The organism is Halopseudomonas sp. L-58 (genome assembly GCF_056859475.1).
Map to the genome: position 1 here is coordinate 52,980 of NZ_JBSXON010000075.1, position 23,514 is coordinate 76,493.

Here is a 23,514-nt window from a genome sequence, read left to right on the forward strand (position 1 = left end):
TGCCCTTCTGCCTGCACTCGCCCTTTTCGACGGGCTCGTGACGGGCAAACCGGCATCCGGCAACACGGCTGACCACCCTATCGTGGCCTGGCCGATTGCTCGGCCAAAGTTGTCCTTTAAGCTGCGCTGTTGACCCGACTGTCGCACTGCGACCGCCGGGTCAGCGCGCTATATTAACGCTTCTTGCGGTTGGCGACATGAATTGCGTGGCCATTTACCGCCAGTGCCGCTTCATGCAGCGCCTCGGACAGCGTCGGGTGCGAGAAGACCATCATGCCCAGATCTTCTGCGCTGGTACCGAATTCCATCGCGATGGCGCCCTGCTGAACGAGTTCGGCAGCGCTAGGGCCAATAACGTGAACACCCAATACGCGGTCTGTCTTGGCATCGGCAATCATCTTGACGAAGCCGCCGGTGTCGTTGGCGGCAACCGCACGACCACTGGCAGCGAACGGGAATACGCCGACGTTGAACTCGACGCCTTCAGCCTTGAGCTGCTTCTCGTTCTTGCCGACCCATGCGATTTCCGGGTGGGTGTAAATAACAGACGGGATCAGGTCGTAGTTCATCGCGGCCTTGTGCCCGGCGATGCGCTCGGCAACCATTACGCCCTCTTCCGACGACTTGTGGGCCAGCATCGGGCCGCGAACCATGTCACCGACGGCGTATACGCCCGGCACGCTGGTGGCGCAGTAGTCATCAACATACACCATGCCACGCTCGTCCAGATCGACACCACAATCGGAGGCCAGCAGGTTTTCGGTGTAAGGACGGCGGCCAACGGCCACAATCAGCTTGTCAAAGGTCAGCTGCTGCTCGCCTTCGCTGTCGGTAAACGACACGGTGACCTGCTTGCGCTTGATCTCGGTACCGGTAACGCGCGCGCCCAGGCGAACCTGCAGACCCTGCTTGGTGAAGGTCTTCAAGGCTTCCTTGGCAACCTGCTCATCGGCCAGGCTCAGGAAGGAATCCAGTGCTTCGAATACGACCACTTCAGCGCCCAGACGGCGCCATACCGAACCCAGTTCCAGACCGATCACACCAGCGCCGATAACGCCCAGTTTCTTCGGTACAGAGGTGAAGTCCAGAGCACCGGTGGAATCGACGATAATATCGTCGGTCAGCGGTGCCGGCGGAATGTTGATCGGCACGGAGCCGGAGGCCAGAATCACGTTCTCAGCATCCAGTACAGTCACGGTACCATCGGGGGCGGTGACTTCAACCTTCTTGCCGGCCAGCAGCTTGCCGTGACCTTCAATGCTGGTAACACCATTGGCCTTGAACAGGGTCGCAACGCCACCGCTGAACTGCTTGACGATCTTGTCCTTGCGCTCGACCATCGCCGGAACATCCATGCTGATGCCCTTGACGTCGATGCCGTGGACCTTGTAGCCCTCTTTGGCTTCGTAGTACTTCCAGCTGCTGTCCAGCAGTGCCTTGGACGGGATACAGCCAACATTCAGGCAGGTGCCACCAAGGGCGTTCTTGCCGTCCTTGCCGACGTATTTCTCGATACAGGCGGTCTTCAGACCCAGCTGCGCGGCACGGATGGCGGCAACGTAGCCGCCAGGGCCCGCGCCAATGACTACCACATCGTATTTCTGACTCATGAGCAAATCCTCTGTTGGCAGCAGAACTCAAAACGGAGCCCGGCACTGGGTGCCGGGCGAGTAATCTGCTGCTAAAAACCCGTAGTACCGATCAAACGTCCAGCAGCAGACGAGCCGGGTCTTCCAGCAGGTCCTTGATGGCAACCAGGAAGCTCACCGCTTCCTTGCCGTCGATCAGGCGGTGGTCGTAGGACAGTGCCAGATACATCATCGGCAGGATGACAACCTGACCGTTGACCGCCATCGGCCGCTCCTGGATCTTGTGCATGCCCAGAATAGCTGCCTGCGGCGGGTTCACGATCGGAGTGGATACCAGCGAACCGAATACACCACCGTTGGAGATAGTGAAGGTGCCGCCGGTCATCTCTTCCATGGTCAGCTTGCCGTCGCGAGCCTTGCGGCCGTAATCGGCGATGGTGCCTTCGATGTCTGCCAGGCCCATGTGCTCGGTGTTGCGCAGAATCGGCACAACAAGACCGCGGTCACTGGATACGGCAACGCCAATATCCTGATAGCCGTGGTAGACAATGTCGTTGCCGTCAATGGAGGCGTTGACCGCCGGGAAGCGCTTGAGTGCTTCGGTAGCCGCCTTGACGAAGAAGGACATGAAGCCCAGACGCACGCCGTTGTGCTTCTTCTCGAACAGGTCCTTGTACTTGCTGCGCAGGTCCATGACCGGCTTCATGTTGACCTCGTTGAAGGTAGTCAGCATGGCCATGTTGGACTGGGCGTCAACCAGACGCTCGGCGATACGCGCACGCAGGCGGGTCATCGGCACGCGTTTCTCGGTCCGATCGCCTTCAGGCAGCGCAACAGCGGCAGCCGGCGCTGCCGGTGCAGCAGGCTTGGCAGCCGGAGCGTTCTTCTTGGCTTCAACAGCGTTCAGCACGTCTTCCTTGGTGACGCGACCGCCCTTGCCGGTACCGGAAATATCGGACGCGACCAGACCGTTTTCCTCGGCCAGCTTGCGAGCGGCCGGCGACAGCATGGGCTCTTCGCCCGTGGCTTCGGCAGCAGCCGGTGCAGACTCGGCCTTGGCCTCAGCCGGCTTGGCAGCCGGCGCTGCAGCAGCCTCACCGTCTCTCAGCACGCCCAGGACTTCGCCACTCAGTACGGTGTCGCCTTCGGCCTTGGCAATGTCGCCCATGACGCCGTCAGCTTCCGCCAGCACTTCCATAACGACCTTGTCGGTCTCGATATCTACCAGCAGCTCATCGCGTTTTACCGCATCACCCGGTTGCTTGTGCCAAGTGGCAACAGTGCCGTCAGCCACCGATTCCGGAAAAGTTGGGGCTTTGATTTCAATAGCCATTGTCGATCCTTATTAATCTCTGTTGTCTGGCGTAGCTCAGACGGTAAAGGCGTCTTGCAGGAGCTTTTCCTGCTGTTCAGCGTGCATGGAAGGATGGCCGCAGGCCGGCGCGGCAGAAGCCTCACGTCCAGCGTAGTCCAGATACAGATTCTTGGTCTTGTGCTGAGACAGTACACGACGCATATGATGCTGGCTGCAGTACCAGGCGCCCTGGTTCATCGGCTCTTCCTGACACCAGACAACCTTCTTCAGGTTCTTGTAGGGTGCCAGCACATCGGCCAGATCGTCCTCAGGGAACGGATACAGCTGTTCGATACGAATAACCGCAACGTTGTCCAGCTCCTCATTGCGACGCTTTTCCAGCAGGTCATAGTAGACCTTGCCGCTACACATGACGACGCGATCAACCTTCTTCGGATCGATTGCATCGATCTCCGGAATCACGGTCTGGAAGGAGCCTTCGGCCAGTTCTTCCAGTGTCGAGGTCGCCAGCTTGTGGCGCAGCAGCGACTTGGGAGTCAGGGCAATCAGCGGCTTGCGCAGCGGACGAATCACCTGGCGGCGCAGCATGTGGTAGACCTGAGCCGGAGTAGACGGCACGCACACCTGAATGTTGTGCTCGGCACACAGTTGCAGGAAGCGCTCGAGACGGGCGGACGAGTGCTCCGGACCCTGCCCTTCGTAGCCGTGCGGCAGCAGCATGGTCAGACCACACAGACGTCCCCACTTGTGCTCGCCGCTGGTGATGAACTGGTCGACGACCACCTGGGCACCATTGAAGAAGTCACCGAACTGGGCTTCCCAGATAACCAGCGCATTGGGCGTGGTTGTTGCGTAACCGTATTCAAACGCCAGTACGGCCTCCTCCGACAGGAAGGAGTCGTAGATATCGAAACGCGGCTGGTTGTCGCTCAGCTTGCGCAGCGGAACATAGGCACGGCCATCGTTTTGACTGTGCAGCACAGCGTGACGGTGCGAGAAGGTGCCGCGACCCACGTCCTGACCAGTGATGCGCACGGGGTGACCTTCGTGCAGCAGCGTGGCGTAGGCCATGGTTTCGGCGAAACCCCAGTTCAGCGCCAGAGCACCGGCAGCCATCTTGCGACGGTCTTCAATGATCTTGCCGACCTGACGCTGCAGAACCAGACCGTCCGGCAGATCCGTCAAGCGGTTGGCCAGTTCCTGAAGCGTTTTCAGGTCAAAACTGGTGTCGTGACGCGCAGTCCACTTGTGATTCAGGTACGGCGTCCAGTCAACGAACGAACTGCTGTCCGGCTCCTTGACCAGGCTCTTGACCACGTGGTCACCGTTATCCAGCGCGTTGCGGTACTCCTCGAAGTAATCCTGAACGTCTTCCTTGCTCAGCACGCCTTCGGCAACCAGGCGCTCCGCGTAGATTTCGCGGGTTGTCGGGTGCTTGGTGATGACTTCATACATCAGCGGCTGGGTACCAGAGGGCTCGTCGGCTTCGTTGTGGCCGCGACGGCGGTAGCAGACCATATCGATGACGACGTCACGCTTGAACTGCATGCGGTAGTCAACGGCCAGCTGGGTTACAAACAGAACCGCTTCCGGATCATCGCCATTGACGTGGAAGATCGGCGCCTGAATCATCTTGGCAACGTCGGTGCAGTACTCGGTGGAACGCGCATCGTCCTGGCGGCTGGTGGTGAAGCCAACCTGGTTGTTGATGACGATGTGGATGGTACCACCAGTCTTGTAGGCTCGGGTCTGGGACATCTGGAATGTCTCCATGACCACACCCTGACCGGCAAAGGCTGCATCACCGTGAATGCTGATCGGCAGCACCTTGTCGCCAGTCACGTCGAGGCGACGGTCCTGACGGGCGCGTACGGACCCCTCGACCACCGGAGAAACAATCTCCAGGTGAGACGGGTTGAAGGCCAGCGCCAAATGGACTTCGCCACCGGAGGTCATGACGTTGGACGAGAAGCCCTGGTGGTACTTGACGTCACCGGAGCCCATGTCGACCTTCTTCTTGCCTTCGAACTCGTCGAACAGGTCGCGGGGGTTCTTGCCGAGGGTGTTGACCAGCACGTTCAATCGGCCGCGGTGTGCCATGCCGAGCACAACTTCCTGGGTGCCGTAGGAGCCTGCACGCTGAATGATTTCATCCAGCATGGGAATGAGGCTCTCACCCCCTTCCACACCAAAACGCTTGGTACCCGGATACTTGGTACCCAGATACTTCTCCAGACCTTCAGCAGCAGTCAGACGCTCGAGCAGGTGACGCTTGGTATCAGCGCCCAGCTGGGGCTTGCCGCGCACGCTTTCGATACGCTGCTGGAACCAGCGGCGCTGAGTGGAATCCACGATGTGCATGTACTCGGCCCCGAAGGTCGAGCAATAGGTCGATTTCAGCGCATCCAGAATTTCACGCAGGGTCGCCTCATCCTTGCCGATCTGCAGCTCACCGGTGCGGAACACCGTGTCCAGATCAGCATTGGTCAGGCCGTAATCGGCCAGAGTCAGGTCGGCGATTTCTTCGCGCTTCCAAAGGCCCAGGGGATCAAGAGTGGAAGCCTGATGGCCACGCATCCGGAAAGCCTGGATCAGACGCAGAACATCGATCTGCTTTTTCTCGTGCTCGCTACTGACTGCGCCGCCGCTGACAGCCTGCGGACGACGATTGCTCTTGGCGAGCTGAAGGAAGTGGTCGCGAATTGCGGAGTGGGGAACGTCCGAACCGGCGTGACCGTTTACCTGGGGCAGCTTTTGGAAATAGCTTCGCCACTCTTCGGAAACACTGTTCGGATCTTGCAGGTAGAGCTCATAAAGCTCTTCAACATAGGACGCATTCCCACCATCAAGGTGAGAGGTGCTCCACAGCTGCTGCATTACGCTGTCTGGCATGCTTGGTCACCCTCTATAAGGGGACACCACCTGGCGCTAAGACCATTAATTGGCGAGTCATTCAATGACTCAGCCATCCGCGCGAAACTGCTGGCGTTGACTAGTGGCAGTGTCGCTGCCTCCAATCCTGCCGCCACCTATCCCGTTTAACGGAAAATTGCCGGCCCCGACAGATAGTTCGGGTGTTACCCGAGTGCCCCTGCTGGTTTAGGTACATACAAACCGCTGCTTTTTGGGCTGCGGCTCGTTAAAAAACTGACCGGCTCCCTATGGCAGGAGCCGGTACAGGCCAACTTAATGCAATTTAAGCCGATCAGGTACCGCTTTGCAGCAGCATGTTGCGGATGTGACCAATGGCACGAGTCGGGTTGAGACCCTTCGGGCACACATTCACGCAGTTCATGATGCCGCGGCAGCGGAATACACTGAACGGATCATCCAGCGAAGCCAGACGCTCGTCGGTCTTTTCATCGCGACTATCCGCCAGGAAGCGGTAAGCCTGCAGCAGACCAGCCGGGCCGATAAACTTGTCCGGGTTCCACCAGAAGGAAGGACAGGACGTCGAACAGCAAGCACAGAGAATACACTCGTACAGGCCATCCAGTTTTTCCCGCTCTTCGGGTGACTGCAGGCGCTCGATAGCGGGCGCCGGCGTGTCGTTTTGCAGATACGGCTGCACTTTTTCGTACTGCTTGTAGAAGATGCTCATATCTACAACCAAGTCACGAATTACCGGCAAACCTGGCAAAGGACGCAGCACAAGCTTGTTGTTCTTGACCACGGAAGACAGCGGAGTGATACACGCCAGGCCGTTTTTGCCGTTGATATTCATGCCATCAGAGCCGCACACACCTTCACGACAGGAACGGCGGTAGGAAAAACCTACATCCTGTTCCTTGATCAGGGCCAGCACGTCAAGAACCATGATGTCCTTGCCGCCGGTATCAACCTGAAAGTCCTGCATGTGAGGAGCGTTGTCGCTCTCGGGGTTGTAACGATAAACACTAACTTGCAACATATCGATCACCCTTAGTAAGTACGCACTTTAGGCTCAAATGCCGGAACAGTCTTGGGCGCGAAGTTGACCGCGCGCTTGTTCAGCTGCTTGGTTTCAGGCATGTACAGGCTGTGGCACAGCCAGTTCACGTCATCGCGATCCTCGAAGTCTTCACGCGCGTGGGCGCCGCGGCTTTCCTTGCGGGCTTCAGCTGCGATCGCAGTGGCTTCAGCCACTTCCAGCAGGTTCTGCAGTTCCAGCGCTTCGATACGTGCGGTGTTGAATGCCTGACTCTTGTCTTCGATCTTGACGTTGGCAATGCGCTCACGCAGATCAGCCAGCTGAGCAATACCCTTCTGCATGTATTCACCGGTACGGAATACACCGAAATAGTTCTGCATGCAGTTCTGCAGTTCCTTACGCAGCGGAGCAACGTCTTCGCCGGTAGTACGCTCGTTCAGACCGGACAGGCGCGCCAGGGAGGCGTCGATGTCGGACTCGGACGCACCGCGGTGATCGATGCCTTCCTTCAGTGCAGACTCCAGGTGCAGACCGGCAGCACGACCAAATACAACCAGGTCCAGCAGCGAGTTGCCGCCCAGACGGTTGGCGCCGTGTACGGATACGCAGGCCACTTCACCAACAGCGAACAGACCTTCAACAATCTTGTCGTTGCCGTTGGCATCCTGGGTAATCGCCTGACCATGAATATTGGTAGCGATACCACCCATCATGTAGTGACAGGTCGGAACAACCGGGATCGGCGCAGTGACCGGATCAACGTGGGCGAAGGTCTTGGACAGTTCGCAGATACCGGGCAGACGGCTGTGCAGCACTTCCTCGCCCAGGTGATCCAGCTTGAGCATGACGTGGTCGCCATCCGGACCACAGCCGTTACCGGCCAGAATTTCCTTGACCATGGAGCGCGCAACCACGTCGCGGCCAGCCAGGTCTTTCGCGTTCGGAGCATAACGCTCCATGAAACGCTCACCGTGCTTGTTGATCAGGTAGCCACCTTCGCCACGGCAACCCTCGGTAACCAGGGTGCCGGCGCCGGCGATACCGGTCGGGTGGAACTGCCACATTTCGATGTCCTGCACCGGCACGCCAGCACGCAGAGCCATGCCAACGCCGTCGCCAGTATTGATCAGGGCGTTGGTGGTAGAGGCATAGATGCGACCTGCACCGCCAGTCGCCAGCACGGTAGCCTTGGCACGGATATAGACGGTTTCGCCGGTTTCAATGCAGATGGCGATAACACCAACGACAGCACCGTCCTGGTTCTTGACCAGATCCACGGCATACCACTCGTTCAGGAACGAGGTGTTGTGCTTGACGTTGTTCTGATACAGGGTGTGCAGCAGCGCGTGACCGGTACGGTCGGCTGCAGCACAGGTACGGGCAGCCTGAGTCGGGTTATCCGGCCCCTTGGACTGACCACCGAACGGACGCTGATAGATGCGCCCGGTTTCGGTACGGGAGAACGGCAGACCCATGTGCTCAAGCTCGAAGACCGCTTCCGGGCCAACGGAACACATGTACTCGATTGCGTCCTGGTCACCGATGTAGTCGGAGCCCTTGACGGTGTCGTACATGTGCCAGCGCCAATCGTCATTCGGATCGGCAGAGGCGATGGCGCAGGTGATGCCACCCTGGGCCGAAACGGTGTGCGAGCGAGTCGGGAATACCTTGGTTACAACAGCGGTCTTGTGACCACCCTGAGCCAGCTGCAGTGCAGCGCGCATGCCGGCACCACCACCACCCACGATGATGGCATCAAAAGTCAGTGTGCGAATGTTAGACATTTAGTTACCCCAGAGAATCTGCACGCCCCAGACGAAAATCACGAACATGACCAGACCGCAGACCGCCTGGAACAGGAAGCGGACAACGGTGGCAGATTTGCCAAGGGCCATGGGAGTCAGGTAGTCGGTCGAGATGGTCCACATCCCAACCCACGCATGCACACTCAGCGAAACCAGTGTCAGCAGGCTAAAGATGCGCATCCAGCTCTGGGAAAACAGACCATGCCAATCAGCAAAGGTCAGCCCCGGATTGCAAATCAGGTAGCCAAGCAAAAACAGCACATAAGCAGCCAGCACTACAGCGGAGACGCGCTGCGCCATCCAGTCATAGAGACCGCTGCGAGACAGGTTGGTGACATTCGTTACCATATCCACACCCCCAGAAGAACAATCACGATGGCAGAAACCACGATTACTACCTGCGAACCAAGCTTGCCGCTTTCCAGCCCTTCACCAATCCCCGCATCCATTACCAGATGACGCACACCGGCAATGAGGTGGTAGAGAAGCGCGGACAGAATGCCCCAGATGACCAGCTTGGCCAGTGGGTTCTGCAGGCAGCTCTTGATCTGCTCAAAGCCGCTCTCGGAGGTGAGAGAGGTGTCGAGCATCCAGAGAAGCCCAGCGATGGCGACAAACAGGATCACGCCAGAAATGCGATGCAGAATTGACGTGTATGCGGTTACAGGAAGCTTGATAGTCCTGAGGTCGAGGTTGACGGGTCGTTTGCTATTCACGGCTATATTCACACTCAGGGCCCTGTGGACAGGGCTGGATTATAGGAAGATGCACTGTGACACCTTTAATGACCCGCCCCAGCAGCCTCTGGCGAAGCCCTGCGGGTCACTTTGCCGGTCAAGGAGTATAGTGACTTAGACCGTTGATTACAACGAAACAACCGGCGGGAAACGCTCTGTTTCCGCGGTGCCAAGTCTAGCCAGGCAACAAGAAAAGCTTGCAATTAAACCTTTTAATTGACCTCATTTCCTTTCACTATCCGCACAATTGACAAACCGATTTATCACCTTATAGTGATGCGGGCCCTGCGTGGGGGGTCACCTTTTCGATACAGCAAAACAGGAGGCCATCAATGGCTGACAAAAAGGCGCAGTTGATCATCGAGGGCGCGGCCCCCATCGAGCTGCCAGTCTATTCCGGGACCATGGGCCCCGACGTTGTGGACGTACGCGGCTTGACCGCCCAAGGCGTATTCACCTTCGACCCTGGCTTTATGGCCACTTCGTCCTGTGAATCCAAGATCACCTACATCGACGGCGACAAGGGTGTACTCCTGCACCGCGGCTACCCGATCGATCAGTTGGCCGAGAAATCCGACTTCCTGGAGACCTGCTTCCTGCTGCTCAAGGGCGAACTGCCCAGCGCAGAAGAGAAGGCCAAGTTCGACAACACCATCAAGAACCACACCATGGTTCACGAGCAATTGAAGAATTTCTTCAACGGCTTCCGCCGCGATGCGCACCCGATGGCCATCATGTGCGGCGTTGTCGGCGCCCTCTCTGCCTTCTACCACGACTCACTGGATATCAACGATCCGCATCATCGCGAAATTTCCGCAATTCGTCTGATCGCCAAGATGCCGACCCTGGCCGCCATGGTCTACAAGTACTCCATGGGGCAGCCCATGATGTACCCGCGCAATGACCTGAGCTACTCCGAAAACTTCCTGCACATGATGTTCAATACCCCATGTGAAGAGAAGAAGATCAGCCCGGTACTGGCCAAGGCAATGGACCGTATATTCGTCCTGCACGCCGACCACGAGCAGAACGCCTCCACCTCAACCGTACGCCTGGCCGGCTCGTCCGGAGCCAACCCGTTCGCCTGCATTGCAGCAGGTATCGCTGCCCTCTGGGGGCCTGCACACGGTGGCGCAAACGAAGCGGTACTGCGCATGCTGGACGAGATCGGTGATGTATCGAACATCGAAAAATTCGTCGCCAAGGCCAAAGACAAGGACGACCCTTTCAAGCTGATGGGCTTCGGTCACCGCGTCTACAAGAACTTCGACCCGCGCGCCAAGGTCATGAAGCAGACCTGCGACGAAGTTCTGGCCGAACTGGGCATCAACGATCCGCAGCTGGAACTGGCCATGAAGCTGGAAGAGATTGCGCGCAACGATCCGTACTTCAAGGAGCGCAACCTGTACCCGAACGTCGATTTCTACTCAGGCATCATCCTGAAAGCGATCGGCATTCCGACCGAAATGTTCACCGTTATCTTTGCCACCGGCCGCACGCCGGGCTGGATTGCGCACTGGAACGAGATGATCAGCGGTCCGTACAAGATTGGCCGGCCGCGCCAGCTGTACACCGGCTCAACCCAGCGCGACTACCCTTCCAAGTAATTGCGCCGAGAGTGAAAAAATCCCCGCCATGTGCGGGGATTTTTTTGCACGCATCAAACTGTTCAGCTCTCATTGCACCTGACTGTATGGCTTGCCCGGCGGGCTTTCGTGATTGGATAGACCGCTACCCAAACACACGAGGTACCTGCCAATGCCCCTGAGTGACCTGCTCCGCGCGCTCGCCGTGATCCTGTTGTGGGGCCTTAACTTCGTTGTTATCAAGCTAGGGCTCGACAGCCTGCCGCCGATGCTACTTGGCGCCATGCGCTTCACGCTTGCAGCCATTCCGGCCGTATTTTTCATACCCCGACCACGCATTCCCCTGCGCTGGCTAATAGCCTACGGGATGACCATTTCCTTCGGGCAGTTTGCATTCCTGTTCAGCGCCATGACCAGCGGCATGCCGGCAGGCATGGCCTCTCTGGTGCTGCAGTCGCAGGCATTTTTCACCCTGATGCTGGCAGCTGCGCTACTAGGTGAAAAGGCCCGCATCCACAACCTGGCCGGCCTTCTGGTCGCCGCGACCGGGTTATTGCTGATCGGCCTGCAAAGCGGCTCGAGCATCACAACGCTGGGCCTGATCCTGACGCTGTGTGCAGCCCTGATGTGGGCCTGCGGCAACATCATTACCAAGCAGGTTGGACAGGTTAACCTGACCAGCCTGGTGGTATGGGGCAGCCTTATCCCGCCAATACCGTTTATGGCAATGTCATTCTGGCTCGAAGGTCCGCGACAGATTCATCAGGCGTTGTCAGAGGTCAGCGGGACCGCCATTTTTGCCCTGTTCTATCTGGCATTCGGCGCCACGCTGATTGGCTACGGCCTCTGGAGCCGACTGCTGTCGCGTTACCCGGCGGGCCGGGTTGCGCCCTTCTCGATGCTCGTTCCGGTGGTAGGTCTCAGCTCATCAAGCCTGATTCTCGGCGAAAAGCTCGATGAGATGCAGATTCTGGGCGCGCTACTGATCATGCTGGGACTCGCAGTGAACGTATTCGGTGGCACCCTAAATCGTCGCGGCAGGCCGCTGCAGCCAGACTAGGCTGCGCCTGTCTCGGACTCCAGCCAACCAATAATCCGCAGAGCATCAGCCCGCGTGCTGCCGCAAACACTTTCTTCCGGCAAAAATCCCGCACAGACCGCAGGGCGCTCAGGCGAGCCGAAGATCGCACAGCGCATATCAGGCAGCAGCTGCACACAGGGCACGCCAGCGGGCTTGCCGCCAGGCATGCCGGGAATCGGCGAGGTAATGGACGGCGCCGTACAACAGGCGCCGCACTCTGCACGACAGTCCATCAATCACCCTTCTGCAGACGGGCGATCAGACTGGATGTATCCCAGCGCCCGCCGCCCATCGCCTGAACATCAGCATAGAACTGGTCAACCAGCGCCGTAACCGGCAGCTGCGCACCGTTGCGCCGGGCCTCATCCAGCACGATGGCGAAGTCCTTGCGCATCCAGTCAACCGCAAAGCCGAAATCAAATTCGCCATCAAGCATGGTTCGGTAGCGATTCTCCATCTGCCAGGACTGCGCAGCGCCCTTGCTGATCACCGACACCACGGCATCGCCATCCAGCCCGGCACGCTGAGCGAAATGCATTGCTTCGGCCAACCCCTGGAGCAAGCCACCGATGCATATCTGGTTCACCATCTTGGTCAACTGACCACTGCCCGCCTCACCCATATGCCGGAGCATCTTCGAATAACAATGCAGAATCGGTCTCGCCAGGTCGAATACCGATTCATCACCACCAGCCATGATCGTCAGCTGCCCCTTCTCCGCCCCCGCCTGGCCACCGGAAACAGGCGCATCCAGAAAGCCTACACCGAGTTGCGCAGCGGCCTGCGCCAGCTCGCGGGCCACGCCGGCCGATGCCGTGGTGTGATCCACTACCACCTGCCCCTTGTGCGAGCCGGCAAATACACCCAGCTCGCCACACACAACAGCTCGCAGATCATCATCGTTGCCAACGCACAGCAGCACAAAATCCTGCCCTCGCGCGGCAGAGGCAGGCGTGTCGGCAAAACGGCCACCATACTCCTGCACCCAGCGCGCCGCCTTCTCGGCAGTACGGTTATAAACCGTAACCTGATGCCCCGCGCGCTGCAGATGCCCCGCCATGGGGTAGCCCATGACACCCAGACCGATAAATGCAACATTTGCCATAGCACACCTCTTTGTTGTCAGACGCCAACGACCGCCCAGCCCTACAGTCGAACCTGCATAACCCCAATTGCCCGCCAGATCAGCCCTCGGCATAATGAGCGCCCTTTCATCTGCAGGAGTATTGCGCGTGTTCCAGGTAAATCAGTATTTCGATGGTCAGGTTGCCTCTATCGCCTTCAAGCAACCCGAAGGCGCAGCCACTGTCGGCGTAATGGCTCCAGGCGAGTACGAGTTCGGCACCAGCCAACTGGAAATCATGCACGTCATCAACGGCGCGCTGACCGTCAAGCTGCCCGGCAGCGACGAATGGACCACCTACAACGCCGGCGACCAGTTCACCGTGCCGGCCAACAGTCGCTTCAACCTGAAGGTCGAGCGCGATACCGCCTACCTGTGCGAGTACCGCTGAGCGCCTGCCCGGCGCCCTGCGCCGGGCCTTCTCAGAACCCTTCCGGGGCCTGCGTCATACCTTTGCGATAACCCTCGATAAAGGCCTCGGGCATACGCTTTGGGCGACCGGAAGACAACTCGATACAGACAAATATGGTACGCGCACGGAGCAAGGTGACCCCGTCCCTTTTGCGCACCAACTGAAAGTGCCGCGTCATTCGCAGCTTGCGATCCCAGGTAAAGATCCAGGTCGCCATCTCCAGCTCGTCACCCTCGTATGCCGACGCCAGGTAATCGATCTCGTGGCGCAGTACCGCCATCGCCCGATCCAGCTCACGATACTCCGCCAGCCCCAGCCCCAACGACTTGGAATGCTCCCAGGCACAGCGCTCAAGCCAGCGCACATACACTGCATTATTGGCGTGCCCAAGCTCGTCGATATCTTCGGACACGACCTTGATAGGCTGAACAAAAGGGGTTGGCAGATCCCAATTCACTGACATGCATCTCCTTGCGACGTGGTTGCTGGCTGAATGAGCGATGGTACTACAAAGACACCAGCCAAGCCGCACACCTGCATGCAAAGCACGCCAACCTGGATTAGTCTGGAGGCACTGCCAACATCAGGGACGCACCATGTTCAAACAGCTCAACTTCCCGATCCTCGTCATCCATCCCGCCATCGGACAGAACAACGTTGCAGGCCGCCAACTGGCCGCGCTGCTCGAGGCTCTGGGCAATGAAGGCTTTGAGGTACTGGGTGCAGAGCAGCTGGAAGAAGGCCGACTGATTGCCGAGGCACATCGCGGGCTCGCCTGCATCCTCTTCACGCCCGAGGCACTCAGCAAAATAAACGACGTTGAGGCGCTGTTTGATGCTGCGCACAGCCGCTCTCCCGAGCTGCCGATCATGGCAATTACCACCCGCCAGACCATCGACCCCGAGCAACTCGGCGCCCTGCGCGAACTGCACCAGATACGCGGAATCATTTATCTGTTTGAAGACACTCTGCCCTTTATTGCCGGGCAAATTGCGCGCACCGCCCGCAGCTATCTGGCTCAGCTTCTTCCACCCTTTTTCAAGGCCCTGCTCGAGTACAGCAGCCGTGCCAGCTACTCCTGGCACTCACCCGGCCACGGCGGTGGCGTCGCCTTTCGCAAGAGCCCGGTCGGCCGTGCCTTCCATGACTTCTTCGGCGAAAACACTCTGCGTTCGGATCTCTCGGTCTCGGTACCGGGGCTCGGTTCACTGCTTGACCATACCGGCCCGGTTGCCGACGCCGAACACAACACCGCCCGCGTCTTCGGCGCAGATCATGCCTTCTATGTGGTCAACGGCACCTCCACATCGAACAAGATCATCTGGCACGCCTACGTTACCCGTGACGACCTGGTACTGGTTGACCGCAACTGCCACAAGTCGATTCTGCACGCGATCATCATGACTGGCGCCATCCCCATCTATCTGACCGGCTCGCGTAACGACTACGGCATCATCGGCCCGATAGCCCGCCAGAGTTTCAGCAGCGAGCACCTGTCTCACCTGATCAGCAACCACCCCCTGCTGCAGAACCGCACAGACAGCGCCCGCATTCGCCTTGCGGTCCTGACCAACTCGACCTACGACGGCCTGTGCTACAACACCGACATGGTCGCCGAGCAACTGCGCGAGCGCGTTGACGTGCTGCACTTCGATGAGGCGTGGTACGGCTACGCAGCCTTCCACCCCTTCTATCAGGGCCGGCACGGCATGAGCCATAGCCAGCCGAGCCGAACCGGCCACCCCCTTGTGTTCGCAACCCAGTCGCCACACAAGGTACTAGCCGCACTGTCCCAGGCGTCCATCATCCTGGCACGCGACAGCGCAGATCAGCAGCTCGACCACGAGCGCTTCAATGAGGCCTACATGATGCACACCTCGACCTCGCCCCATTACGGCATGATTGCGTCGATTGACGTTGCCACCGGCATGATGGCCGGCCCGGCCGGCGAGTCGCTGGTTCAGGAAACCCTGGACGAGGCACTCTCCTTCCGTCGCGCCATGCAGCAGACCGCAGAACAGCTGGCCGATGAGGAATGGTGGTTCGATGTCTGGGAACCAGAGGAGGCACTGGGCGCAGAACAGCTGCAAGCGGAGAACTGGACACTCGGCAACAATGCCGACTGGCATGGCTTTGGCGCCATGGCCGAGGACTATGCGCTGCTCGACCCAATCAAGGTCACCCTGCTCACTCCAGGTATCGAAGAGAAGGGACGGCTTGGCAAAAGCGGCATCCCGGCAGCGATTGTCACCCGCTTCCTTGCCGGTCGCGGCCTGGTCGTGGAGAAGACCGGCCTATATTCCTTTCTCATTCTGTTTTCGCTGGGGATAACCAAGGGCAAATGGAGCACGCTGCTGTCGGAACTGCGCGAATTCAAGCGCCTGTACGATCAGAACGCACCGCTGGAAAGCACACTGCCCGAGATCGCCCGGCAGCCACAATACGCTGGGCTTGGCCTGCGCGACCTGTGTCAGCAGTTGCACCAATGCTACAAACAGCATGCTCTGGTGCACCTGCAGCGCGCGATGTACACCGAGCTGCCCGAGATGACACTGCGCCCGGCGGATGCCTATCAGCAAATGGTCAGAGGCAAGATTGAAGCCGTCCCGGTAAGCGCCCTCAGTGGCCGGCTCAGCGCCGTGATGCTGGTGCCCTACCCACCCGGAATCCCCGTCATCATGCCGGGAGAACGCTTTCCAACGGATAACACCATCGCCGCCTACCTGGCCGCTGCAATCGACCTGGAAACCCGCTTCCCCGGCTTTGGCAACGACATTCACGGCCTGCGTCAGGACCTGATAGAAGGCGAACGCTACTGGCGGGTAGACTGCCTGGTCGAGGAATAACAGTGTCTAGCCCTGGAATAGGTTGACACCTATTTTGTCTCAGAACGCCCGATGCACCGCATCGGGCGTTTTGTATTTCAGGGCCAGATGAGGCCGCTCACGGTTATAAATCTCCACCGACTCATCAACCATCGTGCGGGCCTGCTCCAGGTTCCCCGGTCGTACCAACAAGAATTCCGTCTTCAGGATGCCGTTCACTCGCTCCGCCAGGGCGTTTTGATAGCAGTCGTAGCCGTCGGTCATAGAGCATTGGATGCCGTGCTGCTGGTGCAACGCCTGGTAGCTGTCGCAGCAGTACTGAGCGCCTCGATCAGAGTGGTGGATCAGTGGCAGGCTTCCCGGGCGCTCCCGCAGAGCCTTGCGCAACGCCTGTTCCACATCCTCGCTGCGCAGGCTCTCATGCACATGATGACCCACGATTTTGCGGGAGTATGCATCCGTCACTAGGCTCACGTAGCTCATTCCAGAGCGCGTCGGCAGGTAGGTGATATCCGCCACCCAGACCTGATTCGGCCGGCTGGCAACCACTTGCTCCGGGCCCGGCTTGAGCAGGTTCGGATGACGCCGGAAGCGGTGATGGCTGTGCGTGGTCTTGTGGTAGGCCCGCCGCCGGGGTACCAGTAGACGCCGCGCCCGAAGTAGTTGGAACAGGTGATCACGCCCAAGGTGGAGAGCCCGGTCCGGTTGCTCATGGAGAAGGTGATGCAACTTGCGAGCGCCAATGCGAGGCTGGCAGCGGCGAATCGCCCGGACAAAGTCCACCACTCGCTGCTCACGAGCCTCCCTGGCATGCTCCGCTCTCTGGGCCTGATACCAGGCCTGGCGGCTGATCCCCAGGAGATGACAAGCCCTGCTGACGGTCAATCCGGCAACGCGTCTTTGCGTGAGGACTTGCCGGGCCGCTTTTTTACCGTCACCCCGTAGTCATTCTCCATGACATCGACCACGGCTTCGAAGAACTCGGCCTTCTGTTCAGCCAGACGCAGCTTCTCCTCAAGCTCCTTGATACGCTGTTCCGGGGTAGGTGGAGACTTCGGCACGGTAGGGCTCCGACTCGCACGGTGGGAGGTGCCAGGACACCAGTCCTGGTCGCCATATCGACGTAACCACTTTAGTACCGTCGAGCGGCCCTGAATACCATAGCGGGCCTGGGCCTGCTTATAGGTCAGCTCACCGCGCTCCACCTCGTCCACCACCGCCTGTTTAAAGGCCAGGGTGTAATCCCGCTGCGTGCGCTTAACCCTTTGATTCATCACGTTCTCCCACAATCAGGGCTGGAACGTGTCAACTCTATTCAGGACGGGTCACAGATAAAAAAAAGGCCGGCGAATTCGCCGGCCCTTCTAAATGGTGGAGCTAAGCGGGATCGAACCGCTGACCTCCTGCATGCCATGCAGGCGCTCTCCCAGCTGAGCTATAGCCCCAGGTCTTGCGACCCTGACACACTCACGTGTGCCGGTAAAAATGGCGTCCCCTAGGGGACTCGAACCCCTGTTACCGCCGTGAAAGGGCGGTGTCCTAGGCCACTAGACGAAGGGGACGCAATCCCTTCTCTGAACAGGCTGGAATCTGTTCAGCAGTGTATAAAACAGGTCAACGCGAACGTTGACCAAAAAAACTTGGTGGAGCTAAGCGGGATCGAACCGCTGACCTCCTGCATGCCATGCAGGCGCTCTCCCAGCTGAGCTATAGCCCCGTCTCAAGGACGGGGCGAATATTAAGAGCGAAGCCCAAGGGTGTCAACAGAAATTTACGCAAAACAGCAACTTATCTAAAACAAAGCCTCAAGCTGGAAGCTGTAAGCCGCAAGCTGATTGGGGTGGCGGCGAATCGCGGCGCGAGGCTCGAACCCCGCGCCGCTTTTGCTTTTGCTTTTGCTTTTGCTTTCAGCTTCTAGCTTCTAGCTTCTAGCTTGCAGCTTGCAGCTGGAGGCTAGATAGCCTCCAGCTCCTTCTGCCACGCCTTGTTCTCTTTCTTCGAGGTGCCGCCCAGCAGTTCGACGGTTTGACGCAGACGGTAACGGGTAAGGTCCGGGCCCAGATGTGCCATGGCGTCCAGTACCGAGACCGAGCTGGCCTGGCCGGTGATCGCCGGGAACAGCAGCGGCATCAGATCGCGCAGCTTCAGTTCCATATAGGCTGCGACAGCCTGAATGACACCGGTGATGTTGTCCTTGTCCCAGTCGCGCAGTGCTTCAAGCTTCCAGAGCAACAACTGCAGCGCCTTGCGCACGCCGTCGGCGTCCAGCTTTTTGTGCACAAACAGCTCAGGTGCGGGATCAACTTTGCCGGCCATAAAGAAGCCCAGCAGATTCGGCAGATCACTGAAGGTTTCCACCCGGGTCTGCGCCAGCGAGATCATCGGTTTGAGGTACGCCGGATTCAGCGCCCACTGCTGCACTGCTGCGGCAAACTGGTCTTGCGACAACTCACGAATCCACTGCCCGTTCAACCACGACAGCTTGTCGATATCGAAAATAGGCCCACCCAGCGAGACACGCTGAATGTCGAAGTGCTCGACCATTTCAGCGAGGGTGAATTTCTCCCGCTCATCCGGCATCGACCAGCCCATGCGGCCTAGGTAGTTCAGCAGCGCCTCGGGCAGGTAACCCATGCGCTCGTAGAAGGTGATACTGGTCGGGTTCTTGCGTTTGGACAGCTTGCTCTTGTCCGGGTTGCGCAGCAGCGGCATGTGGCACAACTGTGGCATCTCCCAGCCAAAATACTGGTACAACAGGATGTGCTTTGGCGCCGAGTTGATCCACTCCTCGCCGCGCAGGACGTGAGTAATACCCATCAGGTGATCGTCTACCACGTTGGCCAGATGGTAGGTCGGCAGTCCATCGGCCTTCATCAGCACCTGCATGTCGACCTGTTCCCACGGGATATCGATCTCGCCGCGCAACATGTCCTGCACCTTGCAGATGCCATCGGCCGGGACCTTCATGCGCACAACGTGCGACTCACCGGCAGCAACCCGTGCACTGACTTCTTCGGCGCTCAGGCTGAGGCAGTGGCCGTCATAGCCGGGCGTCTGCTTGTTCGCCATCTGCTCGGCCCGCAGCGCATCAAGACGCTCGCTGGAGCAGAAGCAGCGGAAGGCATGGCCCTTCTCGATCAGCGCTTCACTGTGCTCGTGATAGATCGCGCTGCGCTCGCTCTGACGATAGGGACCGTACGGGCCGCCAACATCAGGCCCCTCATCCCACTCAAGTCCCAGCCAGCGCAGCGAATCGAGAATCTGCTTCTCGGAGGCGGCGCTGGATCGGACCTGGTCGGTATCCTCGATACGCAGAATGAACTGACCACCGTGCTGGCGGGCAAAACACTGGTTGAACAGTGCAATGTAAGCGGTGCCAACGTGAGGATCACCGGTAGGGGAAGGTGCGATGCGGGTACGAACAGTCATGAACTCTCTCGATCAGGTGACCCGGACAATCCGGGACGAACTACACAATGGGGCGAATTTTATCAGGGCTCAGCCCTCAACCTCTATATAACTAGACGATCGCAATTGCAGTCGCTCGACCACAAAGTCGATAAACGCCTTCACCTTCATGGCCTGGAAGCGACGCGATGGATAGAGCGCGTACAATTCCCCGGAGGGCAGCTCGGCCTGCTCCAGCACACGCACCAGGGTACCTTCCTCGACACAGGACTCGGCAATAAACGCCGGCACGTTGATGATACCGACCCCGGCCAGCGCCGCCTCGCGCGCGAAGGTAATGTTGTTGACTACCAGTACCGGGGAGATGGGCACGCTAATCGCCGGCTGATCGAACCGCCACTTGCGCGCACCATCGGCCAACGCGTGAATGCAGCGATGATGAGTCAGTTCGGACGCCTCGGCCGGCATGCCGCAACGCTTGATGTAGTCCGGGCTGGCGTACAACTGCCGGGGGCTGGTCATCAGTCGCCGGGCGACCAGGCTGGAGTCCTGTGGCCGCCCGAGGTGGATCACCACATCAACGCCCTCCTCGACCGGGTCGACAGCACGCGTGGTCAGCTCGACCTCAACCTGAATGGCCGGATAGCAGCGCATGAACTCACCGACGACACCTCCGAGAAACAGCTGCCCGAATTCGATGGGCGAGCTGACGCGCAACAGGCCCGTGGGCTCGCGCTGCAGTTGCATGATGGCCTGCTCGGCTTCGGAGAACTCCTGCATGATCTGGCGACAACGTTCGTAGTAGGCCTGCCCTACTTCGGTGAGCCGCAACTTGCGCGTCGTACGGTTGAGCAGGCGCACGCCCAGGCGCTCTTCAAGCTGGGCAATACGGCGGCTGACCGTTGATTTCTGCATACCCAAGGTCGTGGCAGCGCTGGTAAAACTGTGGCACTCCACAACCCGCGTGAAGATCAACGCATCATCCAAACCCATGCTTACTGTTCCCTCGCTGCAACAAAGTTTCCAGATTCTAGCGCCTCCGGCACCCTGCGGAACAGTGTTAGAGTGCAGGCAGAAAAATAATCGAGAAATTGTATGTCAGCCCGAGTTAGAGCACGCCTGTTCGTTTTCCTTCTCCTCTGCGCAATCGCCGGTCTGGTCGCCGTCGGACACTGGTGGCTGGTAGGCCGTTTCTACGAAGAAACCGACAACGCCTACGTTCAGGGCGATATCACCCTGGTATCCAGTCGCCTCTCTGCACAGGTGACAGAGGTACTGGTGGATGACAACCAGGCCGTTGTACCGGGCGACCTGCTGGTCCGGCTTGATCCCCGCGACTTCGAAATTGCCCTGGCGCAAGCGACCGCCAACCTGGCGACCCGCAGCGCCGAGAAGCAACAGGCGCAATCACGGCTACGACAGCAGGACAGCCTGATAGCTGCAGCCGAGGCCAACGTTGAAGCCTCTCAAGCCGAGCAGCGGCGCGTTGAGCTCGATATCAAGCGCATCACACCACTGCGCCAGTCGGGCTATGCCTCCGAAGAACAGCTCAGCAACTACCGGGCGCAGCTGGAAGTGGCTCGAGCGCAGGTCAGCAAGGCACGGGCAGAGCTGCAGACACAAACACTGGCCAAGGATACCCTTGCCGCCGACATCGCCCGCCTGGACGCCCAGATTCAGGCAGCCGAGGCGGCAGTCGGGCAGGCCCGCCTGGACCTTGAACGTACCGAAATTCGCGCCCCGGTCGCCGGCCGAATCGGTCAGCGTAATGTGCGCATCGGCCAGAACGTCTCTCCCGGCAGCAATTTGCTTGCAGTGGTTCCGGATACCGAACTGTGGATCAAGGCCAATTTCAAGGAAACCCAGATCAGCCGTATGCACGAAGGGCTGAGGGCCGAACTGGTATTCGACACCTTTCCCGATCAGCCAGTGACCGGCACCTTACAGAGCCTTTTCCCCGCCTCGGGCGCCCAATTCAGTCTGCTCCCGCCGGACAACGCTACCGGCAACTTCACCAAGGTGGTTCAGCGCATCCCGGTCAAGCTGGTGGTCGATGAAGACAATCCGCTGGCTGGCCTGATCCGACCCGGCATGTCGGTGCACGTGAAGGTCGATCTGCGTGACTAACGCCGGCTCCGCCCACGACATACCACCACCGGGCAGGCGCGACTGGATCGCCCTGCTCAGCGCCATTCTCGGCGCCTTCATGGCGATTCTGGACATTCAGATCATCAACTCGTCGCTGAAGGATATTCAGGGCGCGCTGTCGGCCACCATCGAGGAAGGCTCCTGGATTTCTACCTCCTATCTGGTGGCAGAGATCATCATCATCCCCCTCGCGGCCTGGTTGACTACCATTTTTTCACCACGCCGCTTTGCGGTAACCATCTCGGCTATCTTCGTCATCGCGTCGCTGCTGTGTTCGATGGCCTGGAGCCTGGAAAGCATGATCGTGTTTCGTGCGCTGCAAGGCCTTGCCGGCGGCGCGCTGATACCGTTTGCCTTTACCCTGATTCTGATCAAGCTGCCGCCCTCCTCCCGTCCCAAGGGCATGGCACTGTTTGCCATTACCGCCACCTTTGCTCCATCGATCGGCCCAACCATCGGTGGCTGGCTGACCGAACATTTTGGCTGGGAATACATTTTCTACATCAACATCGTCCCCGGCATTCTGATGGCCGCCGGGCTGATGTACGGGCTGGACAAGTCGCAACCACGCTGGGATCTGCTGCGCCAGGGCGATTACATGGGCATTGTTACCATGGCGGTCGGCCTGGGTTGCCTGCAGGTGTTTCTGGAAGAAGGACATCGCAAGGACTGGCTGGAGTCCAATCTGATGCTGGCACTGGCGGTCATCAGCTTTGTCAGTCTGATCAGCTTCGTCATCATTCAGCTCACCAGAGAAAACCCTCTGGTCAATCTGCGCCTGCTAAAGGATCGCAACTTTCTGTTCGGCAGCCTGGCCAATATCGGTCTGGGGGTCGGCCTGTACGGCACCGTATTCGTATTGCCGGTCTACCTGGCCCAGATTCAGCAGTACAACGCGCTGCAGATCGGTCAGGTCATCATGTGGATGGGTATCCCCCAGTTGCTGATCATTCCGCTGGTACCGATCCTCATGCGCTTTATCGATGCGCGGCTGATCTGCGCGACCGGGTTCTTTCTGTTCGCCTTTGCCAGCTTCTACAGCGGCAGCCTGAGCCTGGATTTTGCCGGCGATCAGTTTATCGCCATCCAGATCTTCCGCGCCTTCGGACAACCCATGGTCCTGGTGCCCATGTCGATCATCGCTACCGCCATGATTGCGCCTTCGCAGGCCGGCTCTGCCTCCAGTCTGTACAATATTCTGCGCAACCTTGGCGGCGCTATCGGCATCGCCGCGCTGGCGACCATTCTCGACAGCCGCGCCAAATACTATTTCGACTTCCTGCGTGAACATATAACCCCGGGCAATCCGGCATTCGAAGAACGCATGCACCTGCTCACCGGCCAGCTGGGCAATGAGCAGAGCGCACTGCAACTGCTGAGCAACCAGGTGCATCAGCAGGCCGCCATCATGGCCTACAACGATGCCTTCCATCTGATTGCCCTGATGCTCGGCTGCTCGATGATCTTCGTATTACTGTGCAAACCATTGCCAAAAGCGCCACCACAAGGTGGCGCGGCAGAGACCGAACCCGCACACCCCTGACTGTCGTTTTTTTTGATCACCCTATAGCAATA

General features: G+C 59.0%; 18 protein-coding genes, 3 tRNA genes and 1 pseudogene. 6 read left to right on the top strand and 16 right to left on the bottom strand.

Features of this window, described 5'->3' with window-relative positions:
• Positions 1-173: 173 nt before the first annotated feature.
• The 7 genes from lpdA to sdhC form a co-directional block, all read right to left on the bottom strand.
• On the bottom strand, positions 174-1,610 hold the full coding sequence (gene lpdA, locus AC13EY_RS14665) for a dihydrolipoyl dehydrogenase (protein ID WP_088274118.1): 1,437 nt from the start codon (positions 1,608-1,610) through the stop codon (positions 174-176).
• Positions 1,611-1,701: 91 nt separating this feature from the next.
• The gene (odhB, locus tag AC13EY_RS14670) at positions 1,702-2,922 is read right to left on the bottom strand and encodes a 2-oxoglutarate dehydrogenase complex dihydrolipoyllysine-residue succinyltransferase (RefSeq protein WP_228247168.1); all 1,221 of its coding nucleotides are present in this window, start codon (positions 2,920-2,922) and stop codon (positions 1,702-1,704) included.
• A gap of 36 nt (positions 2,923-2,958) precedes the next feature.
• On the bottom strand, positions 2,959-5,796 hold the full coding sequence (locus AC13EY_RS14675; RefSeq protein WP_228247169.1) for a 2-oxoglutarate dehydrogenase E1 component: 2,838 nt from the start codon (positions 5,794-5,796) through the stop codon (positions 2,959-2,961).
• A gap of 313 nt (positions 5,797-6,109) precedes the next feature.
• Complete coding sequence (locus AC13EY_RS14680) at positions 6,110-6,814, bottom strand: succinate dehydrogenase iron-sulfur subunit (RefSeq protein ID WP_088274115.1); 705 nt, start codon at positions 6,812-6,814, stop codon at positions 6,110-6,112.
• 11 nt (positions 6,815-6,825) lie between these two features.
• The gene (gene sdhA / locus AC13EY_RS14685; RefSeq protein WP_228247170.1) at positions 6,826-8,598 is read right to left on the bottom strand and encodes a succinate dehydrogenase flavoprotein subunit; all 1,773 of its coding nucleotides are present in this window, start codon (positions 8,596-8,598) and stop codon (positions 6,826-6,828) included.
• Positions 8,599-8,967: a succinate dehydrogenase, hydrophobic membrane anchor protein gene (gene sdhD, locus AC13EY_RS14690; protein WP_088274113.1), complete on the bottom strand. Its 369-nt coding sequence runs from the start codon at positions 8,965-8,967 to the stop codon at positions 8,599-8,601.
• On the bottom strand, positions 8,961-9,347 hold the full coding sequence (sdhC, locus tag AC13EY_RS14695; RefSeq protein ID WP_228247171.1) for a succinate dehydrogenase, cytochrome b556 subunit: 387 nt from the start codon (positions 9,345-9,347) through the stop codon (positions 8,961-8,963). The genes sdhD and sdhC overlap by 7 nt, the downstream gene beginning before the upstream one ends.
• Positions 9,348-9,688: 341 nt before the next feature.
• Here sdhC and gltA point away from each other — a divergent pair, with 341 nt between their 5' ends.
• The gene (gene gltA / locus AC13EY_RS14700; protein WP_088274111.1) at positions 9,689-10,963 is read left to right on the top strand and encodes a citrate synthase; all 1,275 of its coding nucleotides are present in this window, start codon (positions 9,689-9,691) and stop codon (positions 10,961-10,963) included.
• A gap of 151 nt (positions 10,964-11,114) precedes the next feature.
• A complete protein-coding gene (locus tag AC13EY_RS14705; protein ID WP_228247172.1) occupies positions 11,115-12,002 on the top strand; it encodes an EamA family transporter in 888 nt (295 codons plus the stop codon).
• Here AC13EY_RS14705 and AC13EY_RS14710 read toward each other — a convergent pair.
• Positions 11,999-12,256 carry a YkgJ family cysteine cluster protein gene (locus tag AC13EY_RS14710; RefSeq protein WP_228247173.1) on the bottom strand — a complete coding sequence of 86 codons (258 nt, stop codon included), beginning with the start codon at positions 12,254-12,256 and terminating at the stop codon, positions 11,999-12,001. The two genes, AC13EY_RS14705 and AC13EY_RS14710, sit on opposite strands and share 4 nt — an antisense overlap.
• Positions 12,256-13,128, bottom strand: a complete 873-nt coding sequence (locus AC13EY_RS14715) for an NAD(P)-dependent oxidoreductase (protein WP_228247174.1) — start codon at positions 13,126-13,128, stop codon at positions 12,256-12,258. Before AC13EY_RS14715 ends, AC13EY_RS14710 begins: the two co-directional genes overlap by 1 nt.
• A 127-nt stretch (positions 13,129-13,255) precedes the next feature.
• On the opposite strand from AC13EY_RS14715, the gene ppnP reads away from it, so the two are divergent.
• Positions 13,256-13,537, top strand: a complete 282-nt coding sequence (gene ppnP / locus AC13EY_RS14720; RefSeq protein WP_088274107.1) for a pyrimidine/purine nucleoside phosphorylase — start codon at positions 13,256-13,258, stop codon at positions 13,535-13,537.
• Positions 13,538-13,568: 31 nt separating this feature from the next.
• Here the strand turns inward: ppnP and AC13EY_RS14725 are convergent, their stop codons facing one another.
• The gene (locus AC13EY_RS14725; protein WP_228247194.1) at positions 13,569-14,015 is read right to left on the bottom strand and encodes an acyl-CoA thioesterase; all 447 of its coding nucleotides are present in this window, start codon (positions 14,013-14,015) and stop codon (positions 13,569-13,571) included.
• Between the two features lie 139 nt (positions 14,016-14,154).
• Here AC13EY_RS14725 and AC13EY_RS14730 point away from each other — a divergent pair, with 139 nt between their 5' ends.
• Positions 14,155-16,404 carry an Orn/Lys/Arg family decarboxylase gene (locus tag AC13EY_RS14730; protein ID WP_228247175.1) on the top strand — a complete coding sequence of 750 codons (2,250 nt, stop codon included), beginning with the start codon at positions 14,155-14,157 and terminating at the stop codon, positions 16,402-16,404.
• 39 nt (positions 16,405-16,443) lie between these two features.
• Here the strand turns inward: AC13EY_RS14730 and AC13EY_RS14735 are convergent.
• The 6 genes and pseudogenes from AC13EY_RS14735 to AC13EY_RS14760 all read right to left on the bottom strand — a co-directional run bounded on the left by AC13EY_RS14735 (position 16,444) and on the right by AC13EY_RS14760 (position 20,784).
• A pseudogene (locus AC13EY_RS14735) lies at positions 16,444-17,657 on the bottom strand (IS3 family transposase).
• A gap of 95 nt (positions 17,658-17,752) precedes the next feature.
• Positions 17,753-17,828: transfer RNA gene (locus AC13EY_RS14740), tRNA-Ala, on the bottom strand.
• Positions 17,829-17,869: 41 nt separating this feature from the next.
• A tRNA-Glu gene (locus tag AC13EY_RS14745) sits at positions 17,870-17,945 on the bottom strand.
• A gap of 79 nt (positions 17,946-18,024) precedes the next feature.
• A tRNA-Ala gene (locus AC13EY_RS14750) sits at positions 18,025-18,100 on the bottom strand.
• A gap of 236 nt (positions 18,101-18,336) precedes the next feature.
• Positions 18,337-19,812: a glutamate--tRNA ligase gene (gltX, locus tag AC13EY_RS14755; RefSeq protein ID WP_228247176.1), complete on the bottom strand. Its 1,476-nt coding sequence runs from the start codon at positions 19,810-19,812 to the stop codon at positions 18,337-18,339.
• Positions 19,813-19,881: 69 nt separating this feature from the next.
• Positions 19,882-20,784: a LysR family transcriptional regulator gene (locus AC13EY_RS14760; RefSeq protein WP_228247177.1), complete on the bottom strand. Its 903-nt coding sequence runs from the start codon at positions 20,782-20,784 to the stop codon at positions 19,882-19,884.
• Positions 20,785-20,886: 102 nt separating this feature from the next.
• Between AC13EY_RS14760 and AC13EY_RS14765 the strand changes: the two genes are divergently transcribed.
• Both AC13EY_RS14765 and AC13EY_RS14770 read left to right on the top strand, forming a co-directional pair.
• Complete coding sequence (locus tag AC13EY_RS14765) at positions 20,887-21,918, top strand: HlyD family secretion protein (RefSeq protein ID WP_228247178.1); 1,032 nt, start codon at positions 20,887-20,889, stop codon at positions 21,916-21,918.
• Positions 21,911-23,482, top strand: coding sequence for a DHA2 family efflux MFS transporter permease subunit (locus AC13EY_RS14770; protein WP_228247179.1), 1,572 nt, complete (start codon positions 21,911-21,913; stop codon positions 23,480-23,482). The genes AC13EY_RS14765 and AC13EY_RS14770 overlap by 8 nt, the downstream gene beginning before the upstream one ends.
• Positions 23,483-23,514: the final 32 nt, after the last annotated feature.